The organism is Shewanella vaxholmensis, assembly GCF_031932135.1.
Taxonomy (GTDB): Bacteria; Pseudomonadota; Gammaproteobacteria; order Enterobacterales; family Shewanellaceae; genus Shewanella; species Shewanella hafniensis.
In genome coordinates this window covers 75873-98117 of the sequence record NZ_JAUOEV010000006.1, presented here as the reverse complement: position 1 = coordinate 98117, position 22245 = coordinate 75873, and the positions used below count along the sequence as shown (strand labels likewise).

The window sequence follows — 22245 nt, the reverse complement described above, 5'->3', positions numbered from 1 at the left end:
CAATATATTGTTTACATCTGTAAGCTGACTTGCTAACAAGCAAGCAAAAAAGCCCATCGATATACTGAAAATCCAGTGTATCTATGGGCTTTTATATCAATATTTATCTAAGCGTGGTGCTTTGGCAGGATTTCAGATCCCGTTGCCTGAGGCGCAACTTTAGCTAACACAAAACGGATCACTAAGGCGCTCACGGCCAAAGTCGCGACAATCGCCGCACCGCTGGGCAGATCTAACGTCGCCGACAGGACTAATCCTAGAACATAACCCAACAAACCGACGAGGTAAGCGTAAAATAACCGACCTTTACCGCGGTACTTGTTCAGTGCTAAAGCGGGCAATATCAAGGTACTGAACACCAGATAAACGCCCACTAATTCAACCGACAAGGTAATGACCAGCGCAAATAGCAGATAGAACCCTGCACCATCCAACATCTGGGGACGCAGGAATATCGCCAATAGCACCAGTGAATATACCACTGCCGGCAAAATCAGTTGTGACCAACTCACCCACAGGATCTGACCTGACATCAATTGCTTTAACAGCTCGGCGCCGTGTGGGTCGTTCGCCAGCAGCAACATAGCCGCTACCGCAGACAACACATAAAAGCAGCCGATCATTGCCTCCAACTCACCCGCCATCCGCTTAGATAACCAAGCAATAAACCCTGCGCCCGCGAGGGCAAACAGCGCTGGCATCCACACATTAGCAAACGGCATGTCTTCTAACCTGTGGTCCATGTGAGCGACAATCGCGCCTAAGGCGGCAACTTGCGCTATCGCTAAATCGATAAAAATGATGCCACGCTTAAGTACTTGTCTTCCAAGTACAATATGCGTCGACAACACTAAGATCCCCGCTGCCAATGCAGGCAACAGAATCGACATCAGTTCAAGATCAAACATAGGTTTATTTCACTCCATTTAAGAGGGAAATCACGCTGTCATAGAGGCTAAATAAATCTTGGCTCTTATCGTTACCACCCACAGACATAGGCAGCATTACCACGGGCAAGTTCGCTTTTTCACCCAGCCATTTTGCACCGCGCTCGTCCTGATAAGAGGCCACGACCACCGCCAGAATATCCCCTTGCTCAGCACGCGTCAGCAGACTCGCTAAGTGGCCGCTAGTCGGAGCTAAACCCGGTTTAGGCTCTAAATCTGCCACTTGCTCGATACCAATCCAGTTGAATAAGTATCTGAAGCTTGAGTGGTAAGCGATCACTTTTTTACCTTGTAATCCCTTAGCTTGCTCTTCCCAACGCGGGACTGCTGCTTGCCAGCGAGTAGTAAAATCTGCCAGTGACTTTTGATAATCGGCCGCGCCAGCAGGATCTAACTGAGTCAGCTTAGCACTCAGTGCCGTGGCGACTTTGAACAGCCGCGTCGGGTCAAAATGGATATGTGGATTACCTTGGGCATGCACATCACCCATGCTGCGATCGACGCTGGCCAGCTTATCTAAAGTCTCGATTTGATCGGCGGCGAAAAATAAGCCTTGATCGGTCGAGCGCACATTCGCGTTTGCCGACTTCATTTGCAGCATAGGCAACCAACCCACTTCAAGATCGGCACCGGCGCAGACCACAAGATCCGCCTGACGCATTTTGGCGATCAAACTCGGACGCGCCTGCACTTGGTGCGGGTCCTGCAATGCCGTTGTTGCCGAATAGATGCTCGCCGTAGGAGCCAGCTCCTTCGCTAATGCTGCATATTCAGGTTCACAGGCAAACACGTTCAGTTCGGCGTGGGCCAAACCGGTATAAGTGACAGATAAGGCCACTGCGGCCAATTTAGCTAAATTAGAATTGATGCGCACCGTGAGCCCCCAGAGACATAATGTATTGAATAGTGAAGATGTTATCGTCTTCAATTCCGTCGAAGTTAGTACCCTTTTGATTGGTATACTGGAAACGAACCGTCGAGAAGTGGCTAGAGTGCCAAGCCAAACTCACCTCAGATTCTTTCAACTTCTGCCCATGGAAATGATCGCCATGGAGCTCTTGGGTATCCGCTTCACCATAACGTACACCCGCTGACCAGCTAGGCGTGAATTGGTACACACTGCTCAGATACCAACCTTGGTGGTAATCTTGGCTTGGCGCATCCTCTGGATGCAGATCGACAGGGGTAAAATCGCTCACCCGATAATACTCGCCGCTCACGGTAAGATTCTGATATTTGTAGTTACCGTTAGGCGCCCACTTATAAACAAAATCAGCACCATAGGTATTTTTACCTGTGTACGATGCGGCGTGGCTATGACCTGCGTGCTCATCACCATGGTCATGCTCATCTTCATGCTCGCCTTCTTCATGGGCAGTCACTTGGCCATTCTCGTTACGCAGGTAACTTAAACCCGCTTGCCATGAGCTGTTATCGCCTATGTCGCCACCGATTTTTGAGTACAAGGTATAAACGCCGACCTTCTTAAACTCACGTTCACCATGCTCATCGGCGGCACGTAAACTGTCGCCCTTAAAGGCTTCAACGCCCATAGTCCAATACAAGTCGGTTGGCGCTACGTAGTTGAAACGTATACCGTCATCGAAATAATGGCCGCCTAAAAATGCGCGGTAAACCACTGGACGGTCGGTGAAAGAATCTGTGTGTAAATGTTGGTTATTGAGGTAACCAATGTCCGATAGGAAACGGCCACCACGGATAGAAAATCCCGCTGACATCGCCATGGTTTGAATGAAGGCTTCTTCAAGATTCAGCTCAGTCTCACCGTCATGCATTTCAACTACTGCGGTGATTTTACCGTAAAACATATCATCGATATTGGCACTCATCGCCAGTTCAGTCTCGCCTAAACCAAAGCCATCTGGACTCTCGGCTAATGGGCGCTCACCCGTTTGATAGTAACCATTTAATACGGCGCTGATCGCTGGGTTCGTGAGGCTCGAATCTTCAGCCAATAAGCTAGGCGATACAAACGCACACGCCAAAGCCACCAAAGAAATTCGGGTATTTAAAACAGTCATGATATCTCCAAAATACAACTAGCACTCGACGACTGATATAAAGTCATCAAGAAATACAATAAGTTAAAATGTTTGAGTTGATTTAGAGCGTGACAGGAGGCGCACGACTGCGATAAACACTGACGTGTTTAGAAATGGAGGGGGGTAAAACAAATTCGACCACATCGAAATGCTGTACGCCTAAATTAAGCGTCAGCGGTTGGGTCAATAGAATCTTGTTGAGCTGGTGCTGATGGAAGCACAGGGTACAGTGGGTCTTAGCCCCATCGTCAAGATGGGTCACACTATGGGCTGAGGCGGCAAAAGACAGCAATATCAAGATGGCCGAAAGCCATATCGAAATCGTGCGTCTAATGTGACGTTTAAGTCTCACTCAGTCGTCCCCATAGTTAAAAAGTTGCATAAGTCTATGTCAGGGCCATAGCAAGTTGCAATAAGGTAATCACTTTGCAAAAGGTTACAAGATATTTGAGGTGGGTAATCTTAGCGACAACTTGCCTCGCCCATTACGGCGAATCCTTGCGGGAATGCAGCTAAAAGAGTGCATTTAAGATTAGCTTAAGTGAGTGTAACTATAGTGTATTTAGTTTTTATGTCAGCGAGCACAGCGGCAAAATTGAGCTCGATATGGCGTCCATTTTCAACCACCAAAAGGCAACTCACATGCTAGCATTTTTTCGTGAAAACTTAGGGATTATCTTAGGGATAGTGATTTTCAGCGTGGTGATATTTGGTGGCATTTACTACGTTGAGCACTCATTAGCGGCCCAAGAACAAGTCGTTCAGTAAGCAAAGGCCCACTCGCGACGGCGATAATTCGCCACAATAAACACCTGCTTCGCTATACCTTGAGCGCCCGCTAAAGGCGCTCGACTCATTTGTGCCTCAACAAATTGTCTTCTTGTTATCGGTACTTTTGTCTTTGGTCACTATCATCGACGGGTTCCGGCGCTTCAATGGTGATCACTTGGTCCATAAAGTGACTCACAAACAACAACATCAGCGAAAAAATCATCACAGGGATCGCAAAGTGCCGCACTGAGGCATCGAAATAACTGTATCCCGCCGTAAACACACTCAAATAAAAGCCCAATAACTTAAGCTTAGCCAATGTTGGGCTGCGGCCTAACCAAGCGGTGCAGTGGGGACAACGCACTTGGGCATCAAAACCTTTGCCTCTTTGCTGGGTGATATCACTGACCTTGATGTACTGATTACAATGGGAACACAACATGAAAACACGATTCCTAAATAGCGATGCGCAAGTTTACCAGATCCCTGCCAGACTACGGCCAGCAAATACTGATAAAAGGCTAATATTGTCGAAGATACGGGTAAAGCCACGAGCCCAGCAATAAGCCTAATACACCCCTACTACAAAAAACCTTAGCTCCGAGGCCAATTTCACGCGACGGCGTTTTACAGTCAATCCGGCAGCCACTATCATAACCAAACATATTTCAACTTAAGACCATTCCTATGCATCGCTACCTCGCTCTAGTGTTTGCCCTATTTATTCCATTGTTAAGCCTTTCATCTCCAACGCAAGCCGAACCTGTCGCGGTAACCGATAACACATCAACCACACCTGTGGCGGTCAAAGCTGAACTGGCTATGTTGCAACAGGCTATCGATACCGATATCCATAAACTAAAACATGCAAAAGGTGAGTTGAAGACGATTGTCGAATATCGCATTCAAAACAAAACCTTACAGTTACGTAATAAGATTAAAGATCTGCTCGAAGCAACACCGATCGACAGTGTTTTTCTGCAGCCATTGATCCAAGGGCAATTGAACTACATCCAACAGATTGATAGCTATATCGATGACAACATTGATAAATTAGAGCAGCAATTAGGCTCAGGTAAAGATGATGCGATTCTGCTCGATATCTCTAAGCGCGAATTAGACAAAGACACCTATTACAAACAACAACTCGAGACACTCAATTGGCTCGAACAAGTTGGCCAAGATATTAGTGAAGCGCAAAAGTCACTGCTGCAAATTTTAATTGCGCGTGCAGATATGCTCGAAAGTTTAGTGACTTACACTCAGCAGCAACTGCAAACTGCGGTCGATACCGCAACCAGTGCGGGTAAAGACGTTACGTCGGCGCAAACCAGCCACGTGATGATGCTAAAGGAACGCTTAGCCCAAAATAGCCAAAGCTTAAATATCGACATAAACTTACTCGATGCTTTAGGCCAAGATACTGCCGCACTGAAAAAGACCTTGTTCAGTGTGTCAGGCGATATTACTCAGGATGTGTTGAGCTTTGATGTGGCCTCAAGCTTAATCGAGCAATGGCTGAACACGGCGCAGGAACAAGCGATAAATCATGGCCCTACGGTCGTGTTTAAGTTATTTGTATTCTGCTTGATCTTATTTATCGCGGGTCTCGCTGGTAAGTTAGCCAAACAGATAGTGAAGAATACTGTTAGCAATTCTAAATTGAATTTGAGCAAGTTATTACAAGACTTCTTTACTTCGCTATCAGGCAAAGCCGTCTTTACTATCGGACTCTTGATCGCCCTGTCTCAACTTGGGATCGAACTTGGGCCGCTGCTCGCAGGCTTTGGTATCGCGGGTGTGATTATTGGTTTTGCCTTGCAAGATACCCTGTCGAACTTTGCCTCTGGGATGATGATCTTAATTTATCGTCCCTACGATGTGGGAGACTTGATCAACGCCGCTGGCGTCACGGGTCGAGTGAGCCACATGAGTCTGGTCTCGACCACGATTAAAACCATGGATAACCAACGTCTTATTATTCCTAATAATAAGATTTGGGGCGACACTATTAACAACATCACGGTCGAGCACCAACGCCGGGTGGATATGACATTTGGTATTGGTTACAGCGACAACATAGAACATGCTGAAGCGATTCTCAAATCCATCGTCGAGGCCCATCCTAAAGTACAGCCATTGCCAGAGCCGACGATTAAACTGCATCTGCTAGGAGAATCTTCGGTGGACTTTATCGTGCGCCCATGGGCAAAACCGGAAGATTACTGGGAAGTGTATTGGGACATTACCCGTGAAGTGAAAATGCGTTTCGACGCCGAAGGGATCAGCATTCCGTTCCCGCAGCGCGATGTGCATATCTATCAAACCACGAAATAACCGTTTTAAAACAGCACTAAAGCGTTAGCACTAAAACAGTATTAGCACGTTAACTGAGTCAAAGGGCGTAGCTGTCAGCTCGCCCTTTTCTATCTCAGCACAGTTAGTTTTGAATCTAAACGTTAGCCCAAACCGACTATCTCGCCTTTGGCATCAATATCGATTTTCAAGTATCCCGGTTTCAGCCCAAGTCCTGGCATAGTCATCACATTACCCACTAAGGCGGTAATGAATCCCGCCCCCGCATGTAACACTAACTCTCGCACTGGCACCACAAAATCCTTAGGAACACCCTTTAAGCTAGGATCGTGGCTAATGGATAACGGCGTTTTAGCCATACACAAAGGCAAATGTCCATAGCCAAGCGCGGTCAGTTGCTGCGCCTGTTGTTTCGTCTCGATAGACAGACTCACGCCTTTAGCGCCGTAGCCTACTTCGGCTAAGGTGGATAACTTAGCCTCCAATGAGGCTTCATCAGGATATAACAGCTTGAACTGACTCTTAGTTTCAGCGGCGCGAACCACAGTTTGCGCTAAGGCGATAGCGCCCGCTTCCCCTTGGCTGAAGGCATCGCTAATTTCACAACCAAAGGCAGCACTCGCATTGACGGCTTCCGTTAGCCATTGTAACTCAGCATCAGAATCAGTGGCGAAACGATTAATAGCCACCACCACAGGAACGCCATAACGCGCCACATTGTTGATATGCCAGTTTAAATTTGCAAAGCCCGCTTCGAGTCGAGACTGATCAGGGGCATTGCTGTTTATCGCGCTTATGTTTGGCACATGGATATTTGATACATTGCTATCCGCCTCAGATGCCAAGCCACTATTGGCCTTCAGCGCTTTTACAGTCGTCACCAATACAGCGGCGGCTGGCGCCTGCCCCGATTGACGTACTTTGATATTACAGAACTTTTCAAAGCCCATATCCGAGCCGAAACCGCCTTCAGTCACCACAAAGTCCGCCAGCCTGAGGGCGATATCATCGGCAATAATTGACGAGTTACCGTGGGCAATATTGGCAAAGGGCCCTGAATGGATCAGGCAAGGCGAGCCATTTAAGGTCTGCATTAACGTCGGCTTTATCGCATCGGCCATGATGGCCGTCATCGCGCCAGCCACACCTAAATCGTCGGCGGTAATCACTTGCCCTTGGGTATTTAAGGCCAACACTAAACGACCGATCCGCACCCGCATATCCGCCAAATCATGACTTAAAGCTAAAATCGCCATCAACTCAGAGGCGGCGGTAATATCAAAGCTAGATCCGTACTCTGGGCCGTTATTGTCGCCTAAGCCCACCTGGATTTGCCTAAGGCAGCGATCATTATGATCGACTACTCGATGCCAGCGGATCTCCTTGGGATCGATAGCCAAAAATGCTTGTCCGGATTGCGCTTCAAATTCTGATTTACCTAAGCGCGCCTCGTGAAATAGCCGCGCCGCAATCGCCGCCGCCCCTAAATTGTGGGCACTGCTGACGGCGTGAATATCGCCCGTGAGATGTAAGTTCATCTCCTGCATGGGCACCACTTGCGCATAACCGCCACCCGCAGCACCACCTTTCACCCCAAACACAGGTCCCATGCTGGGTTGACGAATACAAGCACAGGCCTTTTGGCCTATGGCATTTAACGATTGTGTTAAGCCAATGCTCGTCACCGTTTTACCTTCGCCGTGGGGTGTAGGCGTAACTGCGGTGACGATAATCAATTTACCTTTGCGTTGCCCCGCTAAACGCTGCAACACACTAAGCTCCACCTTGGCTTTAGTGTGACCAAATAGCATCATCTCTTCGGGTAACAGGCCTAAGTCGGTGCCCAGTTCGGTGATGTTTTTAAGGCTTGCGCGACTCGAAATATCCATATCTGTCAGCATGCGTCGATTTCTCCCTTTCAGATACGCTTTGGTTTAGTATGAGGGGTTGCTAAGCACAACACTCATTGAATAGGGCGGATATTAGGTGATTGGCTTTAAGATATATAGCCATCGAAAGGGTTAATGAGCGATTCCTTAATCTGCATCAAATATTTTGCCCTGCGCCCTATAAATCAAAAGCAAACAGTCCCAAAGAGGAACAGCATGAGCGAGTCCCATTTCACTTTTTCTGAATTTGTTGCTGGTTTCTGGCGAATGGAAAGCTGGGACATGACGCCCATGCAGCGCCTTAACCTGATTGAGCAATATCTAGAACTAGGCGTGACCACTGTGGATCACGCTGATATTTATGGCGAATATCAATGCGAGACCTTGTTTGGCGAGGCATTAGCCTTAAAGCCAGCACTGCGCCAACAGATGCAAATTGTCAGTAAATGCGGCATTAAACCCGCGTTTGCGTGCCGCCCTGAGCGCTATGTTAATCACTACGACACCTCCTGTGAGCATATTATTGCTAGCGTCGAGCATTCCCTTAAACAGCTCAATACTGACTATTTAGATCTGCTGCTGATCCACAGACCCGATCCCCTAATGGACGCTGATGCGGTCGCCGAGGCATTTAAGAGCCTCAAGCAAGCAGGTAAAGTACAACATTTTGGCGTATCGAACTTCACTAATGCACAGTTTTCCTTGTTGCAATCGCGCTTAGATGCCCCTTTAGTCACCAATCAAGTGGAACTCTCGCCACTGGCGATGAGCACCTTACACGACGGTACGCTCGATTTGTGCCAGCAACGTCGTATTCGGCCTATGGCTTGGTCGTGCTTAGCAGGCGGAAAGATTTTTGAAACCACGAACCCACAGGCGGTTCGCTTGCATCAAACCCTCAAGCTCATCGCCGAGCAAGTAGGAACTCATGATATCAGCCAAGTGATTTATGCCTGGGTTCGTATGCTACCAAGCCGACCCGTGCCACTTATCGGCAGTGGCAATATCGAGCGGATAAAGCGCGCCGTTGCCTCCAATGAGATCCAGCTCGATCGCCAGCAATGGTTCAGTATTTGGCAGGCATCTATGGGTCACAGCGTACCTTAATTTTTACCTCCCAAACGCAACAACCATAAACAACAACGGCGCCAGAAGGCGCCGTTGTTGTATGTATTATTGAATGCGACTTAAAACTGCACATCGCCACTTAAATGCGGGCGACGACCTTTGCTGTCACGTAACTCAAATACCATATTATTAGCATTCTGCTCATAGCCAAATCCAACATCGGCAGGCATCAAGAGTGGCAGTTTAAAGGTCACATCCACAGTAAATGGACGATCGCCAATGCTTGGCATCAACTCAGCCAAACAACGGGCCTTAGACCACATACCATGGGCGAGCACGCGATCAAAACCAAAACGCTTTGAGAGCACAGGATGCAAGTGGATCAAGTTATAGTCACCAGATGCCTTAGCATAACGACGACCTAAATCTTCACTCAAACTCCAGCTTTGTGGCGTTTCCCACGCCATATCAATGGCTTTAGGTGGACGAACCCGACGTCCAGCGACATCGATACGATATAAATAGGTGGAAAGCGATTCCCAAACGAGTTCTTCACCTACAAACGCCTTAGACACAAATTCAAACTCTAAGCCAGAATCAGTCTCACGGCTCGTCGTCAAGGCGCACTCGAGGGAGAAAGTCTCGTCAACCGTTACAGGGCGATATACTTGAATGCGGTTCTTTAGGTGGATCATCCCAAGCAGCGGGAAAGTGATGCCATCGTGGGTAAAAATCACCGCATGCAGGCGAAATGCCATCACATACAAATAGGTTGGCGGCAGCACTTTACCGTCAAATTGAAAACCACACACCTGCGCATATTGGCTTACTTTAGTTTCAGACACAGTCACATGTGGCGCAGTCACCTTTATATAGGGCAGCGGTTGCTGATCCCAACCCGGCTTACGGCCAAAGAAGATCTTGCGATAAAGAGAAAACAGCGACGGCATCGCGTTCAATTCAACACAATATGCATTATTCAAGTCTGAGTACCTTTTAATTAACTATCCCTTGGCACATAAATGCATTGCCATAAATTACCCCGCACAGACGAGTAACGTCTGCTCAATCAAGTTGATAACGAGTGTAAAACAGGCAACGCTGCGTCTTAATAAGGGCTGATGCTGACTCACCGAATGGATAGCTATAGAGTCAGGTTTGTCGAAAACGGCGTGATTATAACCCAGAGGACAGAGTTCTGTGTATCCCTAAGTTTAGTAGGAATAATTACTACTAATAAAATCAATAAATTAAAATATTATGATACAAATTTACCCATCTCGGCTCGGCGATAACATCTCCTGAGTGCGAAAAATTTACGTCTGTGCCACACTATCGTTCCACTCTCTTTAACCTAGTTATCACGTGCAAGATAAGAATTTTGATAAGCTCGCGCAAAAATTTGCGAAAAATATTTATGGTACGCCTAAAGGCGACATTCGTGCAGCTGTACTGTGGCGCGACCTCGCACCTGCGCTAGCAAAACTGGGGGATAGAAAACTCAGGGTATTAGATGCGGGCGGTGGTTTTGGTTACTTTAGCCAGAAATTAGCCCGCCTCGGCCACGAAGTGGTGCTGTGCGATATCTCGGCGGAGATGTTGGCGCAAGCGCAAGAGCAGATAGATGCATCGCCTGAACCATTAGCTATCCAGCTTATCCATGCGCCTATCCAAGCTCTGTCGGTCGAGCAACATGGCTATTTCGATATTATATTGTGCCATGCAGTCGTCGAATGGTTAACGGATGCTAAGCCCACGATGGCGGGCCTACTCACTATGCTTAAACCCGCGGGATTATTCTCTTTGATGTTTTACAACAAAGAAGCCATGCGCTTTCATGCCTTAGTGTCGGGCAATTTCGATTACGTCGCCGCAGATTTAAAAGTAAAGAAGAAAGTGCGGCTAACACCCACGCACCCACTTTATATTCAAGAGGTTAAAGATTGGTTTAGCGAGTGGCAGATGTCACTCATCTGTCAGTCTGGCGTGCGGGTGATCCACGACTATTTGAAAAAAAGTCAGCCAGTGGATTTCGATTATCAAAAACTGCTGCAAATGGAGCTCGAGTATTCGCAACGCGAGCCCTATATTTCGTTAGGTCGATATGTACACTTTTTAGGGCAGAGTCCAGCAGTTTAAATGCGCTTGGTTATAAACCCAGTATCCTAAACGATTACTCGCAGGTCTGTTTCCAGCAGGCGCTCACTTTGGCGCCTGCTCGTTCTAGCAATTGCACCACACTCTTATCGCCCACCACATGACCCGCACCAACCACCACAAATAATGGTGAAGCCACGTCAGTCGAGCCCATTAATTTTATAATGCCGTCGGCCATCACATGGTTTCGCCGCCAGAGAATTTTCTCTAGCATTTCAGTGTCGTCCTCGCCGCCCATTTGCTCCTGCATTATGTTATCAAGCTCAGCTTCATTACCCGAACGCCAAGCCGCAATTAACGACAAAAGGTCTGCATCCGACGTACTAATCGCCTCACGCACCATAGACCACTGCGCTTGGCTATCAAAGGACGCTAATAACTGAAATTGCGACTCGGCGGTTTCTAACTGATACACAGGTAAAGCCGCATGGCGGGCAATCAACTGCATATCAACGCCATAATCCGTGCTGTAACCTAAGTTGTTATAACGTATTAAGTTAAGTTGCGTGGCTTGCAGCCAAGGCGCGAAGGATTGAATCGACTGGCAAACATTGGCCGTGGCAGCGCAATAGGGCGTCATGCTCTCAACCGTTTGTTTATCTCGGCTCTGCCAATCTAAACCTTTGGTTTTATCGGCGCGGCCGTATTGGCGCAGCAAGGCATTGCTATCGGCTTTATTCATATCGACTTCCACGACTAAGCCCTTCGCTTTGCCCAGCGAGGTTTCAATTTGGGTGGGTAATGGATAAAAATCGGCACGTCCAATATGAATCGAGCCCAGTAGATACGCGCTCTTTCCTTGCCATTGCACTTGATAAAATGGCGGCTTATCGGTTTCGGCACTCACCGCTTTGGTGCTCCAACCCGTCAACGCCAGAAAACAGATTGCTGCAATTAATCGCCATTGGCTTGTTGCCATATCCTTTGCCCCTTATAATTCCTGCAAATTTTGCAATGAGACGCTGTTATGCCACATACCAAGGTTATAGAGCAACTGAAAGAGAATCTTCAAATCGCCTATCGCCAAGCCATAGACGCCGACGCTAAGTTAGATGAGCTAAAGAAAGCTGGCCATGGAAACTTCACCAGCATATTTACGGCAGAACAAGGTTTTATCGCTTCGAGTAATCGTTTTCTGCCCTATGTACAAGAGTTGGTCGATGACTTAACTCGTATGGAAGAATATGAGGCGCTCGATGCTAAAGAACTCGAAACCTATGTGCGCCAGCTCGGTGCGTTACTGCAAACATTGCAGGCCTTTAAGATGCAAAGCTAAGCTTGATTAAGAGCTGAAACTCGCCAGTAGTCTTCAGCTCTTTTCATCTGCTATCCATTCAACCCCCCCGCATAGCTAACGCTAAGCGCCCTCAAAATTGTCATCATTTTGTCATTTCTAAGTCATAGACTCCGCTCACATAGACGAAGGGGCTGACGTAATGACAAGTTTAGATTTGGCTAAAGAGCTCGATAAAATAATTTCTAAAGCGGCAATCAGTCCCTTATTTCAGCCAATTTTCAATATATTAGAACATAAGATCCACGGTTTTGAAGCCTTGAGCCGCGGCCCTGAACACAGCCCGTTATACTCTCCAGTGCCGCTATTTCAGACCGCCGAGCATGAAGGCAAGTTAAGCGAGTTAGAAACCCTTTGTCGGCGCATTTCACTCGAACAATTTAAGCTGCGTCAGTTCCAAGGCAAGCTGTTTATCAATATCTCGCCCAAGGCGTTGTTAGACCCTGCGCACCCCAAGGGCATGACCTTACAGCTGTTGCAACAACTCGGCATAGCGCCATCGCAGGTGGTGATTGAGCTGTCGGAGCAATATCCCGCCGATGATATCGACTTACTTAAATCTTGCTTGAATCATTATCGCAGCCAAGGTTTTTTAACGGCCATCGATGACTTAGGCGCAGGTTATTCCGGTTTAAGGCTCTGGTCAGAATTGTCGCCCGACTATGTCAAAATTGACCGCCACTTTATCCATGAAATTGATTCGACCCCTGTCAAACAGGAGTTTGTCCGCTCGATTGTGGAGTTATGCCAAAGCTTAACCTGCAAAGTGATAGCAGAAGGGATTGAAACGCAAGAGGAATTAGCCGTACTCAAACAACTGGGTATCGTCTATTGCCAAGGCTATTTGCTAGGGCGTCCAGAAGTGCTCCCCTGCCGCGCGATGAAAGCGACCTTAGTGCCAAACAATACCCAAATTCAACCTAGATACAGCGAATCCGCCGAAAGCCTGTGCACAAATGCCATCACAGTTGCATCCACACTCAAACTCAAATTTTTAAGTGACACCTTTAGCTCGCAACCCGCACTGCAGGCGGTGGTTGTGGTCGATAATCAGTTACCGCTGGGGATTATCAGCCGCGCAACCTTACTCGAGCTTTTCAGTACGCCCTATGGTCGTGCCTTGCATGAAAATCATGCCGTAAGTGAAGTGATGGACCCGCAGGTTATCCAAATTGAAGCCAACGAACCCTTATCTACAGTGAGCCAATTGCTGACCTCAGAGACGGCCAATACAGTTGCTCAGCAGTTCATTATCCTTCGCCGTGGCAAACTACTCGGCATAGGCCACACCAAAGATTTACTGCAAAGGATCACAGAGCACAGAATTAAGATGGCCCGCCACGCGAATCCTCTGACAGACTTGCCGGGCAATGTGCCCATTCAAGAGGAATTAAAACGCCTTAAGATCCAAAAGAAACACTTTTATCTGGCCTATTTTGATTTGTGTAACTTTAAGCCCTATAACGATATTTATGGCTTTTGTCGCGGCGATGAAGTGATTTGTGAAGTGGCGAATCTGTTACTGAAGTATAAAAGCGACAATTGTTTTGTCGGCCATGTCGGCGGCGATGACTTTGTGATTATCAGCACCTGTGAACATATGATCAGCCGTTGCCAACGAATTCTAGCGGACTTTGAAACCCATAAGCATTTGTTTTACAGCGCCGAGCATTGGCAAGCCCAAGAGATGCTCGCCGACGATAGACAAGGCGAAGCCTGCTACCATCAATTGATCAGCCTGTGCGTGGGTATCTTGCCACCAGCACTGACCTTTAACGCCAATGAACATAGCCTGTCGACCTTAAGTGCCCGGGCAAAAAAACAGGCAAAATCCGCAAATAACGGATTTTACCTGTTAGAAAATCACCTTACTATCGAAACTCAAGCGCTCAGTGCTTGAGTCTTAAGTCTTAAGTCTTAAGTCTTAAGTCTTAAGTGACCGATTTAACAATTGAAGGATTGACGATTAAAGTTGTGGGGCAATCGTCTTCTTTAACCAATCAGTCAACATTTTGGTTTCGTAGATAAAAGGTTTATCGGTTAAAGATTTAATTCCATCCATAAAGCCCATATCCGACAGTTTTTCATCACCCGCAATAATCACTTTGTCGTTTTCTAACACTTGATAGGAAAAAGTTATACGCGGTGGATAAATGTCTTTAATAATCCGCAAATCATTAGCGGTCGCACCAAAGGTTGGGCGCATATCACCCGCCAGATCAACATCGGTAATGGTCATTTCAAGCTTTTGATTCGGCTTTAAAATCTTCGCGGCTTCTTTGTTAATATTTTCTGTTAACGTCTCAAATAAGCGCTTCTCATAGCGGGATTGGATTTCCCCGGATGATTTGATATCGCGAAAATCCTTAGGACTTTGCCAAACAATTTTAACCACGCCATCTTCGGTGACGGGATTCACAGGCGCTTCGTCGGCTGCCCAAGCCGCACTGCAACTTAATACACCTGCGAGTAAAAGGGACTTAATTTTCATATTTGCCTCCAAGGCCTAGATAACTTTCTGGAAACCACAGTACAAAATCTAACCTGAACTAGAGCTTAACGCAAAACTGATATAAGTACAGCTAACGCAGTGTAAGCTTTTGTATAAATGAGTAAATTTTATAGAACAACCACAATTGACACGTATCTTTTTGTATCGAGACTGCACTAAGTAAGTGCATAGTTATCAATTTGTGAACATTTTACGCGCATAACCACAAAAAAAACGTTATCCTTCCGCTATTGTTTACATGGCTCACTTAATAAAAATGAAATTCCCCGTTGTACCTGTGTTCATTCTTATCCTGTTTACCTGCGTAGTTAGTGCGATTTGGTTTATCTCCCCGAGTGATAAAAATACCGGCCCTAAAACATGGTCAGCCTTTATCTATAACCATGGCTATGACTCGGGGAAGTATAAAAAAACCGATAACTTTGACAGCTATGAGACCTGCCGCGATTTTGCACGCGAACAATCAGCCTTCTACGACGATGTACCTTGGGAATGTGGTTCTATGTGCCAGTTCGATACTCGCAAGCAAGGGTTTCAATGCAAAGAAATGAAAAATGAGCGCTAACTAACCGTTCAGCATAGGTTCAATATTTATACAATAAGCTAAGCCCCTCAAAGCACAACTCGTTTTCTTTACCGTCTAAGGATGCACGATTTAGAACTGACGTGTTAAACGTAATTTTTAACTTGGAGCTTACCTATGAACCTAAAAACATCAAATTTTTACTCACGTAAATTTGCTTTACTAGCCCTGCTAACGATCGGAACTTGCATAAGTCTTTCAAGCCATGCGGCACCATTGACCATCAGCCAACAACAGGCGGTTAACACTCATTTTAGCAAATTGGCTCAGACGCAACATGCGGCTGAAACCCAAATGGCTGAGCAGCTTAAGCAAGATTTTTCTCAGCAATTAACCGCACAGGAACATGAGTTTATGAATGATATCTGCCCTAAATACGGCATGACCTTCGATGTGACAACCAATGCCTGTTTACGCTCATAAGCGATTGCAAGATTAAAATGGAAAACGGGCGCTGAGCTCAGGGTATTGCAGCTTTAAATCCTTGGGCTTAGTGCTAAATTTTTTCCCCGCGGGCGTCGCCTTGCCCGATGGCATAAAGGGCAACTCATCACCGGTTCTTTCTTCGTATAATTGCCCTGCAATAAGATCGTATTCATCCACAAAGGGATAAGCATAGGCGTCTCGCTCTGGCCAAGCGGCTAAACGCGCTAAAGTGTCAGGCTGATTAACCACACCATCGTAGATTTCTTTGCCGAGTGAAATCAAAAAACACCTGAATTCGGCAAAGGCATATTCAGAATCACAGCCCGTAATAATGTAAGCCGCGCCCCAAACCGACCACAAATAGCTACGGCGCATCTGCTGACCAAATATTTTATCGAAGGCTTTTAACTCTTCATTACTCAGTTCGGCGAGTTTCTGCTTCAGTGCTTGAGTCAAAGACTCCTGCGATTGCGCCGCTTCCGTTCGCGTGACTAAACCCCAAAACTCAACTTCTGTCATAAACTTCACCTATATAGAGCCTTTAGCAAAAAAGGCATATTCTACACGATATTAAGGTTATGCTGGACTCGGATTAGGGCATTTCCTACACTTGCTCATCTTCTTCGCTACCTGTCTACACATACATCTATGCCTAAACGTCTTATGCTACTGATCTCTTTATATTGCCTCTTCAGCATTGCCGCACTTTTACGGGCTGTGACAACGCAATCCTTTGATGTATTTACCCTGGGCGTACTCCCCGTGCTCGTTGGCATAATGATGCGCACGCCGTGGTCGAGCTTAGTATTGAAGATTTATATCGGCATGCAAACCTTAGGATTTTCTGCCCTAGGTATCACAGCGATTATTGCCTATCGTATTACCCCTGAAGATGTAAAAGTGATTGTTTCTGGTCACAATATTCCTATGTTGCCGCTGACGATAAGCATTATTGTCATTTTACTCCTGCAATATTGGATCGCATTTTCTAAGGTCACGAGTCATTATTTGACCCGTCAAACGCAGTAATGGACATTTGTTGCTAAGCTGTTACTAATAGCGTAGTTTAGCGACCCAATAAAATACTTGCGACTCTTAACTTGAAGTAGACTATGAGCCATTTATCGCCCAGTGAACTTTCCATTCTTTTGGTAGAACCTTCAGATATCCAGCGTCGAATTATTATTCAACGCTTACAACAGGAAGGTATTCTCAGCATTCAAACCGCAGAAAATATTGAAGCGGCTAAAGATATTATTGCTCGCCACAAACCCGATCTTATCGCCAGCGCGATGCATTTTGATGATGGCACCGCCATCGAACTCTTAGGCTACTTAAGGGCTAGCGCTGACTGCAAAGATATTCAATTTATGCTGGTCTCGAGCGAGTGTCGCCGTGAGCAACTTGAGATATTCCGCCAATCGGGTGTGGTCGCTATCCTGCCTAAGCCCTTCAGTGCCGAGCATTTAGCCACAGCCTTAAATGCCACTATCGATCTGCTCAGCCACGATGAACTCGACCTCAGTAATTTCGATGTGCAGGATGTGCGCGTATTAGTGGTCGATGATAGCCGCATGGCAAGAAACGTTATTAAACGCACTATCGGTAACCTAGGGATGAAACTGATTACCGAGGCCGAAGATGGCGCACAGGCCATAGAGTTGATGAAAAACAATATGTTTGACTTAGTGATCACTGACTACAATATGCCAAGCGTAGATGGCCTTGCGCTGACTCAATATATCCGTAATGAAAGCCAACAATCACATATTCCCATCTTGATGGTGTCTTCCGAAGCCAACGATACCCATCTCAGCAATGTATCCCAAGCGGGTGTGAATGCCTTATGCGACAAGCCCTTTGAACCCAAATTGGTAAAAAAATTACTCTATCAACTTTTAGAAGAATAAAACTTAAGTCACGAACTGAGCAAATATTCTGCGCTTTACCGAACATCCTGCGGCACCTTAGACGCAAAAGACTTTCCAAGCGCTAAACCTTATGGCATGTTAGGCACGCTTATTTCAAATAAATCTACGGAAAGAAGAGACAATAAAAATGAACAAAACTGAACTTATCGCCAAAATTGCAGAAAATGCCGATCTAACGAAAGTAGAAGCCGCACGCGCATTGAAGTCTTTTGAAGCAGCCATTACCGAATCAATGAAAAATGGTGACAAAATCTCCATCGTAGGCTTCGGTTCGTTTGAAACTGCGACTCGTGCAGCTCGCACCGGCCGTAACCCACAAACAGGTAAAGAAATTCAAATCGCTGAAGCGACTGTACCTAAGTTTAAAGCGGGTAAGACCCTACGCGACAGCGTAAACTAAGCTAGAAAATTCAAAAAAACGCCTCCATTGTGAGGCGTTTTTTTTGCCCTATCCCAGTGAAACGCTGAATATTTTTTGCACAACAAGAGTGCGCCTCTGCCCCATAAACTGGCAAATAAAAACATTTTATTAACACTTGATGTTCTAATATCTTGTTTTACATAGAATTGTAATAGTGGCATGTGATTAGCAAATCCCTTCTTAGAAAAAAACCAAGATGCACTAATGACCACTACTTACTTAAGTGTGCCACTGGTGAATCGATAAATAAGTCAATCGAGGGGATGAGCATGAAGAAATCACTGTACAGCGTTTTGGCCTTATCGACGGGAATGTTACTGGCTGGCAATGCCTTTGCAGCCGTATCAGGCAACATTGGTGGTACCTCTAATTACCTATGGCGCGGCGCGACTCAAACTAAAGATGCGGTCGCAATCCAAGGTGGGATTGACTATAGCCATGATTCTGGCTTCTATGCAGGCACTTGGGCATCGAATGTAGATTTTGGTGACGATACGAGCTACGAACTGGATCTCTACGCGGGTTATGGCGGCAGTATTACCGAAGACATCAGCTACGACTTTGGCTACCTCTACTACGCCTATCCAGACGCTCCTGGCAGCATTGATTTTGGTGAACTCCATGCTGCAGTGACTTGGAAGTGGCTTGAACTGGGTTACTCCCATGTCATCAATGCAGATGACGATGTCGCCGCCGATCCGTTAGATAATAAAGATCTTAGCTATCTTGCCGCGACTGTCTCTGTGCCTCTCACTGAAAAGCTCAGCTTATCAGTACACTATGGCTACTCAAGCGGTGATGTTGTGCAATCTTGGTTTGGCGAAGATAACTATGCCGACTATAACGTCACACTCAGCGCAGATACCAGCATGGGCACAGTGTCGTTTATGATTTCTGATACCGATCTCACCGATGATGATGCCAAACTGGTACTCGGCTATTCCTACAGCTTTGATCTCTAAGGTCTAACATTTAGGGTCTTACGTCTAAGTGCTAACCTCTAAGCCATAAGCATAAAAAACGCCACTTTAAATGGTGGCGTTGTTTTAGCGCAATCATCCATTAGGCAATGATGGGCCTGTTGGTTTTACGGGCTGCGACCATTTTCTCGATATATTCAACAATGGGCTCAGTCACTGAAATCCCTGTGGTTTGCTCAATGCCCTCAATGCCGGGAGCCGAATTCACCTCAAGGATCAGAGGGCCACGGTTAGAACGTAAAATATCCACCCCAGCAACCACCAATCCCATCGCTTTCACCGCCGCAATCGCCATCTTACGTTCCACTGCAGTGATTTTAACCACCTCACCACAGCCACCCAAATGCAGATTGGAGCGAAAATCACCCTCGGGTCCTTGTCGCTTCATAGAGGCGATGACCTTGTCACCGACAACAAAACAACGAATATCACTGCCATTGGATTCTTTAATGTATTCCTGCACTAAGATATTCGCTTTCAGCCCCAAGAATGCTTCTATCACGCTCTCAGCAGCCGTTTTCGTCTCGGCTAATACCACGCCAATCCCTTGAGTACCTTCGAGTAACTTAATGACTAACGGAGCGCCGCCCACCATATTGATGAGGTCGGGGATATCATTTGGCTTATTGGCAAAGCCTGTCACAGGCATACCAATCCCTTTGCGGGAGAGTAATTGCAGCGCCCGTAATTTGTCCCGAGAACGCGCAATGGAGATCGAATCATTCGCGGCATACACGCCCATCATTTCGAACTGACGTACAACGGCACAACCATAAAAAGTCACGCTGGCATGAATACGCGGGATGATGGCATCAAAACCAACTAATTCAGTGCCTTCATAATGAATGCTAGGTTTAATGGAATTAATATTCATGTAGCAGTTCAGCGTATTGATCACGACCGCTTCATGTCCGCGGCTTTGACAAGCCTCCACTAAACGTTGCGTCGAATACAACTGGGGGAATTGGGATAAAATACCTATTTTCATTGCTGAGTGACCAACTTAAGCATGAGTGAATAAACCGTTCTGCAGCACTAAAAGCACAGCGACAGAAAAAGGGGCTGATATTTGTCTATTGCTCAGTGTAAAGCAAGAAAATATTCCTCACCAGACGAAATCACTATGCTATTGAAATAGTTCGAGACCTCTCACACTGGGAGCTGAGTTTGGGTTAGTAGTGGCAGAATATACTTGGCCTCAAACGCCGCGGCATCTAAGGGGCGCGAGAATAAATACCCTTGTAAAACAGTGCAATGGCGAGCAGTACAAAACTCTGCTTGCTCAAACGTTTCAACACCCTCCGCCACAGAAATAACATTAAACCCATAGGCAAAGTTGAGTAAAGCAGCGAGCAATCGGGTGTCTTTTTCATCCTTATCGTAGGAAGCGACAAAGCTTTTATCGATTTTCAGCACGCTGATCGGAAACAGTTTGATGTGTTCTAATGACGAAAAACCCGTCCCGAAGTCATCGAGGGCAAAACGCACCCCTAATCCGGCGATTCTATCGAGCACTTTGGCATGTTCATGGGGATCTTCAATAAGGCAATTTTCTGTAATTTCAAGCTCTAATGCTCCAGCAGGCAGGCCTGTCTTCGTCAGTGTATGCACGATTTTATCAAACAGGTTCTCATTTCCAATTTGAGAGGCTGAAAGGTTTACTGCGATAGTGAATTCTTGGCCTAGGGGCTGTAATTGGGCTAACCAAACCTGTGCCTGGGTACAGGCTTGTTCAAGCACCCAATCATCAATGTCATCCATTAATCCAATTTCTTCGGCTATGGGCAAAAATTGATCTGGTGCGATAATACCATCCACTGGGTGCTGCCATCGGATAAGGGCTTCCATCCCCACCAGCTGATGGGTTTTCGCATTAACCTGTGCTTGATAATGGACCTTAAATTCATTTCTTTTTAAGGCCATACGTAAACTTGACTCGATATGATTACGGTAGCGTACTTCTTTATCTAAGGCTTCGGAATAAAACTGGATCTGGTTTCGGCCCATCTTTTTAGCACGGTACATGGCGATATCGGCGCATTTCATCAATTCAGAACTATTCGAAGCCGCTTCATTATAAAAAGCCACACCGATACTGGCACCAATAAGCACGTCGTTATCACCGAGACAAAACACGTCCTCAAAGACTTTTAGCAGTCGATTGGCCACTATCATGGGGAAATATTTATAATCGTTATCCGTCACCAGTACGACAAATTCGTCCCCGCCTAAACGGGCAATAATATCGCCATCACGCAGCACTTCACTTAATCTGGCCGCCACTTGAACTAACAGCACATCACCCGTTTGGTGGCCTAACGTGTCATTGATCGCCTTAAAATCATCGAGATCCAGTAAGATAACAGCCAAATAATCGTGACAGCGTTTCGCCCTTGCAATCGCTCGATTCAGACACAGTTCAAAGCCATAACGATTAACCAACTTAGTGAGCGAGTCGTGCTCGGCCAGCTCTTTGAGTTTTTGATGGCTATTACGTAACGCCAATGCCATTGAAGATCTTTGTTTTGCGTAGCGAATCGCACGGGTTAGTATCCGCGAATTAACCTCATCCTTGAGCAGAAAATCCTGCGCACCTAATTCAATACAGCGCTGGGCCAATTTCTCATCTTCATAGCGACTCAGCATCACGACCACAGTCTGATCTTGCGTCATGGCATTGAGCTTAATTAACACTTCTAACCCATTGGCATCGGGCAATAAATAATCCAATAGAATGCCGTCGAAATGGCGTTCTAAAGCAAGATTTAACCCATCAAATGCACAATTTGCTTCGATCACATTAAACGTCAATTTCGACTGTCTAAGTGCTCGGATAATTGCCGTTCTATCGACTTCATCATCATCGATCAGTAGTAAATCCATATAC

24 protein-coding genes are annotated in these 22245 nt (G+C 46.3%); 12 read left to right on the top strand and 12 right to left on the bottom strand.

Annotated elements, in window-relative coordinates:
- Positions 1-107: 107 nt before the first annotated feature.
- The 4 genes from Q4Q46_RS07705 to Q4Q46_RS07690 form a co-directional block, all read right to left on the bottom strand.
- The gene (locus Q4Q46_RS07705) at positions 108-908 is read right to left on the bottom strand and encodes a metal ABC transporter permease (protein ID WP_006084227.1); all 801 of its coding nucleotides are present in this window, start codon (positions 906-908) and stop codon (positions 108-110) included.
- 4 nt (positions 909-912) lie between these two features.
- The gene (locus tag Q4Q46_RS07700; protein WP_311905637.1) at positions 913-1821 is read right to left on the bottom strand and encodes a metal ABC transporter solute-binding protein, Zn/Mn family; all 909 of its coding nucleotides are present in this window, start codon (positions 1819-1821) and stop codon (positions 913-915) included.
- A complete protein-coding gene (locus tag Q4Q46_RS07695) occupies positions 1805-2989 on the bottom strand; it encodes a hypothetical protein (protein ID WP_311905636.1) in 1185 nt (394 codons plus the stop codon). Before Q4Q46_RS07695 ends, Q4Q46_RS07700 begins: the two co-directional genes overlap by 17 nt.
- 82 nt (positions 2990-3071) lie before the next feature.
- Positions 3072-3362: an ABC-type zinc uptake system zinc chaperone gene (locus Q4Q46_RS07690; protein ID WP_311905635.1), complete on the bottom strand. Its 291-nt coding sequence runs from the start codon at positions 3360-3362 to the stop codon at positions 3072-3074.
- A 290-nt stretch (positions 3363-3652) separates the two neighbouring features.
- Here Q4Q46_RS07690 and Q4Q46_RS07685 point away from each other — a divergent pair, with 290 nt between their 5' ends.
- A complete protein-coding gene (locus tag Q4Q46_RS07685) occupies positions 3653-3778 on the top strand; it encodes a hypothetical protein (protein ID WP_106651706.1) in 126 nt (41 codons plus the stop codon).
- A 115-nt stretch (positions 3779-3893) separates the two neighbouring features.
- On the opposite strand, the gene Q4Q46_RS07680 is transcribed toward Q4Q46_RS07685, so the two are convergent.
- A complete protein-coding gene (locus Q4Q46_RS07680) occupies positions 3894-4223 on the bottom strand; it encodes a hypothetical protein (RefSeq protein ID WP_006084232.1) in 330 nt (109 codons plus the stop codon).
- Between the two features lie 245 nt (positions 4224-4468).
- Here Q4Q46_RS07680 and Q4Q46_RS07675 point away from each other — a divergent pair, with 245 nt between their 5' ends.
- Positions 4469-6118, top strand: coding sequence for a mechanosensitive ion channel domain-containing protein (locus Q4Q46_RS07675; RefSeq protein ID WP_311890115.1), 1650 nt, complete (start codon positions 4469-4471; stop codon positions 6116-6118).
- Positions 6119-6240: 122 nt separating this feature from the next.
- On the opposite strand, the gene Q4Q46_RS07670 is transcribed toward Q4Q46_RS07675, so the two are convergent.
- Positions 6241-7998 carry a formate--tetrahydrofolate ligase gene (locus tag Q4Q46_RS07670; RefSeq protein ID WP_311905634.1) on the bottom strand — a complete coding sequence of 586 codons (1758 nt, stop codon included), beginning with the start codon at positions 7996-7998 and terminating at the stop codon, positions 6241-6243.
- A gap of 204 nt (positions 7999-8202) precedes the next feature.
- Here Q4Q46_RS07670 and Q4Q46_RS07665 point away from each other — a divergent pair, with 204 nt between their 5' ends.
- The gene (locus Q4Q46_RS07665) at positions 8203-9093 is read left to right on the top strand and encodes an aldo/keto reductase (protein ID WP_311890113.1); all 891 of its coding nucleotides are present in this window, start codon (positions 8203-8205) and stop codon (positions 9091-9093) included.
- A gap of 80 nt (positions 9094-9173) precedes the next feature.
- On the opposite strand, the gene Q4Q46_RS07660 is transcribed toward Q4Q46_RS07665, so the two are convergent.
- A complete protein-coding gene (locus Q4Q46_RS07660) occupies positions 9174-10004 on the bottom strand; it encodes a MaoC/PaaZ C-terminal domain-containing protein (RefSeq protein ID WP_106651707.1) in 831 nt (276 codons plus the stop codon).
- 415 nt (positions 10005-10419) lie between these two features.
- Here Q4Q46_RS07660 and Q4Q46_RS07655 point away from each other — a divergent pair, with 415 nt between their 5' ends.
- Positions 10420-11193, top strand: a complete 774-nt coding sequence (locus Q4Q46_RS07655) for a methyltransferase domain-containing protein (protein WP_311890112.1) — start codon at positions 10420-10422, stop codon at positions 11191-11193.
- 34 nt (positions 11194-11227) lie between these two features.
- Here the strand turns inward: Q4Q46_RS07655 and Q4Q46_RS07650 are convergent, their stop codons facing one another.
- Positions 11228-12130 (bottom strand): TraB/GumN family protein, encoded by a 903-nt coding sequence (locus Q4Q46_RS07650; protein ID WP_311890111.1) that lies wholly within the window; start codon positions 12128-12130, stop codon positions 11228-11230.
- Between the two features lie 48 nt (positions 12131-12178).
- On the opposite strand from Q4Q46_RS07650, the gene Q4Q46_RS07645 reads away from it, so the two are divergent.
- Complete coding sequence (locus Q4Q46_RS07645; RefSeq protein ID WP_311905633.1) at positions 12179-12487, top strand: prephenate dehydrogenase; 309 nt, start codon at positions 12179-12181, stop codon at positions 12485-12487.
- A gap of 160 nt (positions 12488-12647) precedes the next feature.
- Positions 12648-14405, top strand: a complete 1758-nt coding sequence (locus Q4Q46_RS07640) for a GGDEF domain-containing protein (RefSeq protein WP_311905632.1) — start codon at positions 12648-12650, stop codon at positions 14403-14405.
- Between the two features lie 66 nt (positions 14406-14471).
- On the opposite strand, the gene Q4Q46_RS07635 is transcribed toward Q4Q46_RS07640, so the two are convergent.
- Positions 14472-14996, bottom strand: a complete 525-nt coding sequence (locus tag Q4Q46_RS07635; RefSeq protein WP_006084240.1) for a DUF3016 domain-containing protein — start codon at positions 14994-14996, stop codon at positions 14472-14474.
- Positions 14997-15273: 277 nt separating this feature from the next.
- Here Q4Q46_RS07635 and Q4Q46_RS07630 point away from each other — a divergent pair, with 277 nt between their 5' ends.
- Both Q4Q46_RS07630 and Q4Q46_RS07625 read left to right on the top strand, forming a co-directional pair.
- Positions 15274-15582 (top strand): hypothetical protein, encoded by a 309-nt coding sequence (locus Q4Q46_RS07630; RefSeq protein ID WP_012090285.1) that lies wholly within the window; start codon positions 15274-15276, stop codon positions 15580-15582.
- A 135-nt stretch (positions 15583-15717) separates the two neighbouring features.
- A complete protein-coding gene (locus tag Q4Q46_RS07625; protein ID WP_311905631.1) occupies positions 15718-16023 on the top strand; it encodes a hypothetical protein in 306 nt (101 codons plus the stop codon).
- A gap of 12 nt (positions 16024-16035) precedes the next feature.
- Here the strand turns inward: Q4Q46_RS07625 and Q4Q46_RS07620 are convergent, their stop codons facing one another.
- Complete coding sequence (locus Q4Q46_RS07620) at positions 16036-16545, bottom strand: DUF4240 domain-containing protein (RefSeq protein WP_311905630.1); 510 nt, start codon at positions 16543-16545, stop codon at positions 16036-16038.
- A 129-nt stretch (positions 16546-16674) separates the two neighbouring features.
- Between Q4Q46_RS07620 and Q4Q46_RS07615 the strand changes: the two genes are divergently transcribed.
- The 4 genes from Q4Q46_RS07615 (at position 16675) to Q4Q46_RS07600 (ending at position 19340) form a co-directional block, all read left to right on the top strand.
- Entirely contained in the window at positions 16675-17055 is a 381-nt protein-coding gene (locus tag Q4Q46_RS07615; RefSeq protein ID WP_006079992.1) for a hypothetical protein, read from the top strand.
- A gap of 83 nt (positions 17056-17138) precedes the next feature.
- Positions 17139-17936 (top strand): response regulator, encoded by a 798-nt coding sequence (locus tag Q4Q46_RS07610; RefSeq protein ID WP_311905629.1) that lies wholly within the window; start codon positions 17139-17141, stop codon positions 17934-17936.
- A 148-nt stretch (positions 17937-18084) separates the two neighbouring features.
- Complete coding sequence (locus Q4Q46_RS07605; RefSeq protein ID WP_006079990.1) at positions 18085-18357, top strand: HU family DNA-binding protein; 273 nt, start codon at positions 18085-18087, stop codon at positions 18355-18357.
- A 290-nt stretch (positions 18358-18647) separates the two neighbouring features.
- Positions 18648-19340, top strand: a complete 693-nt coding sequence (locus Q4Q46_RS07600; RefSeq protein ID WP_311905628.1) for a TorF family putative porin — start codon at positions 18648-18650, stop codon at positions 19338-19340.
- Positions 19341-19440: 100 nt separating this feature from the next.
- Here the strand turns inward: Q4Q46_RS07600 and rimK are convergent, their stop codons facing one another.
- Entirely contained in the window at positions 19441-20346 is a 906-nt protein-coding gene (gene rimK, locus Q4Q46_RS07595) for a 30S ribosomal protein S6--L-glutamate ligase (protein ID WP_006079988.1), read from the bottom strand.
- 161 nt (positions 20347-20507) lie between these two features.
- Positions 20508-22241 carry a putative bifunctional diguanylate cyclase/phosphodiesterase gene (locus Q4Q46_RS07590; protein ID WP_311905627.1) on the bottom strand — a complete coding sequence of 578 codons (1734 nt, stop codon included), beginning with the start codon at positions 22239-22241 and terminating at the stop codon, positions 20508-20510.
- Positions 22242-22245 lie beyond the last annotated feature (4 nt).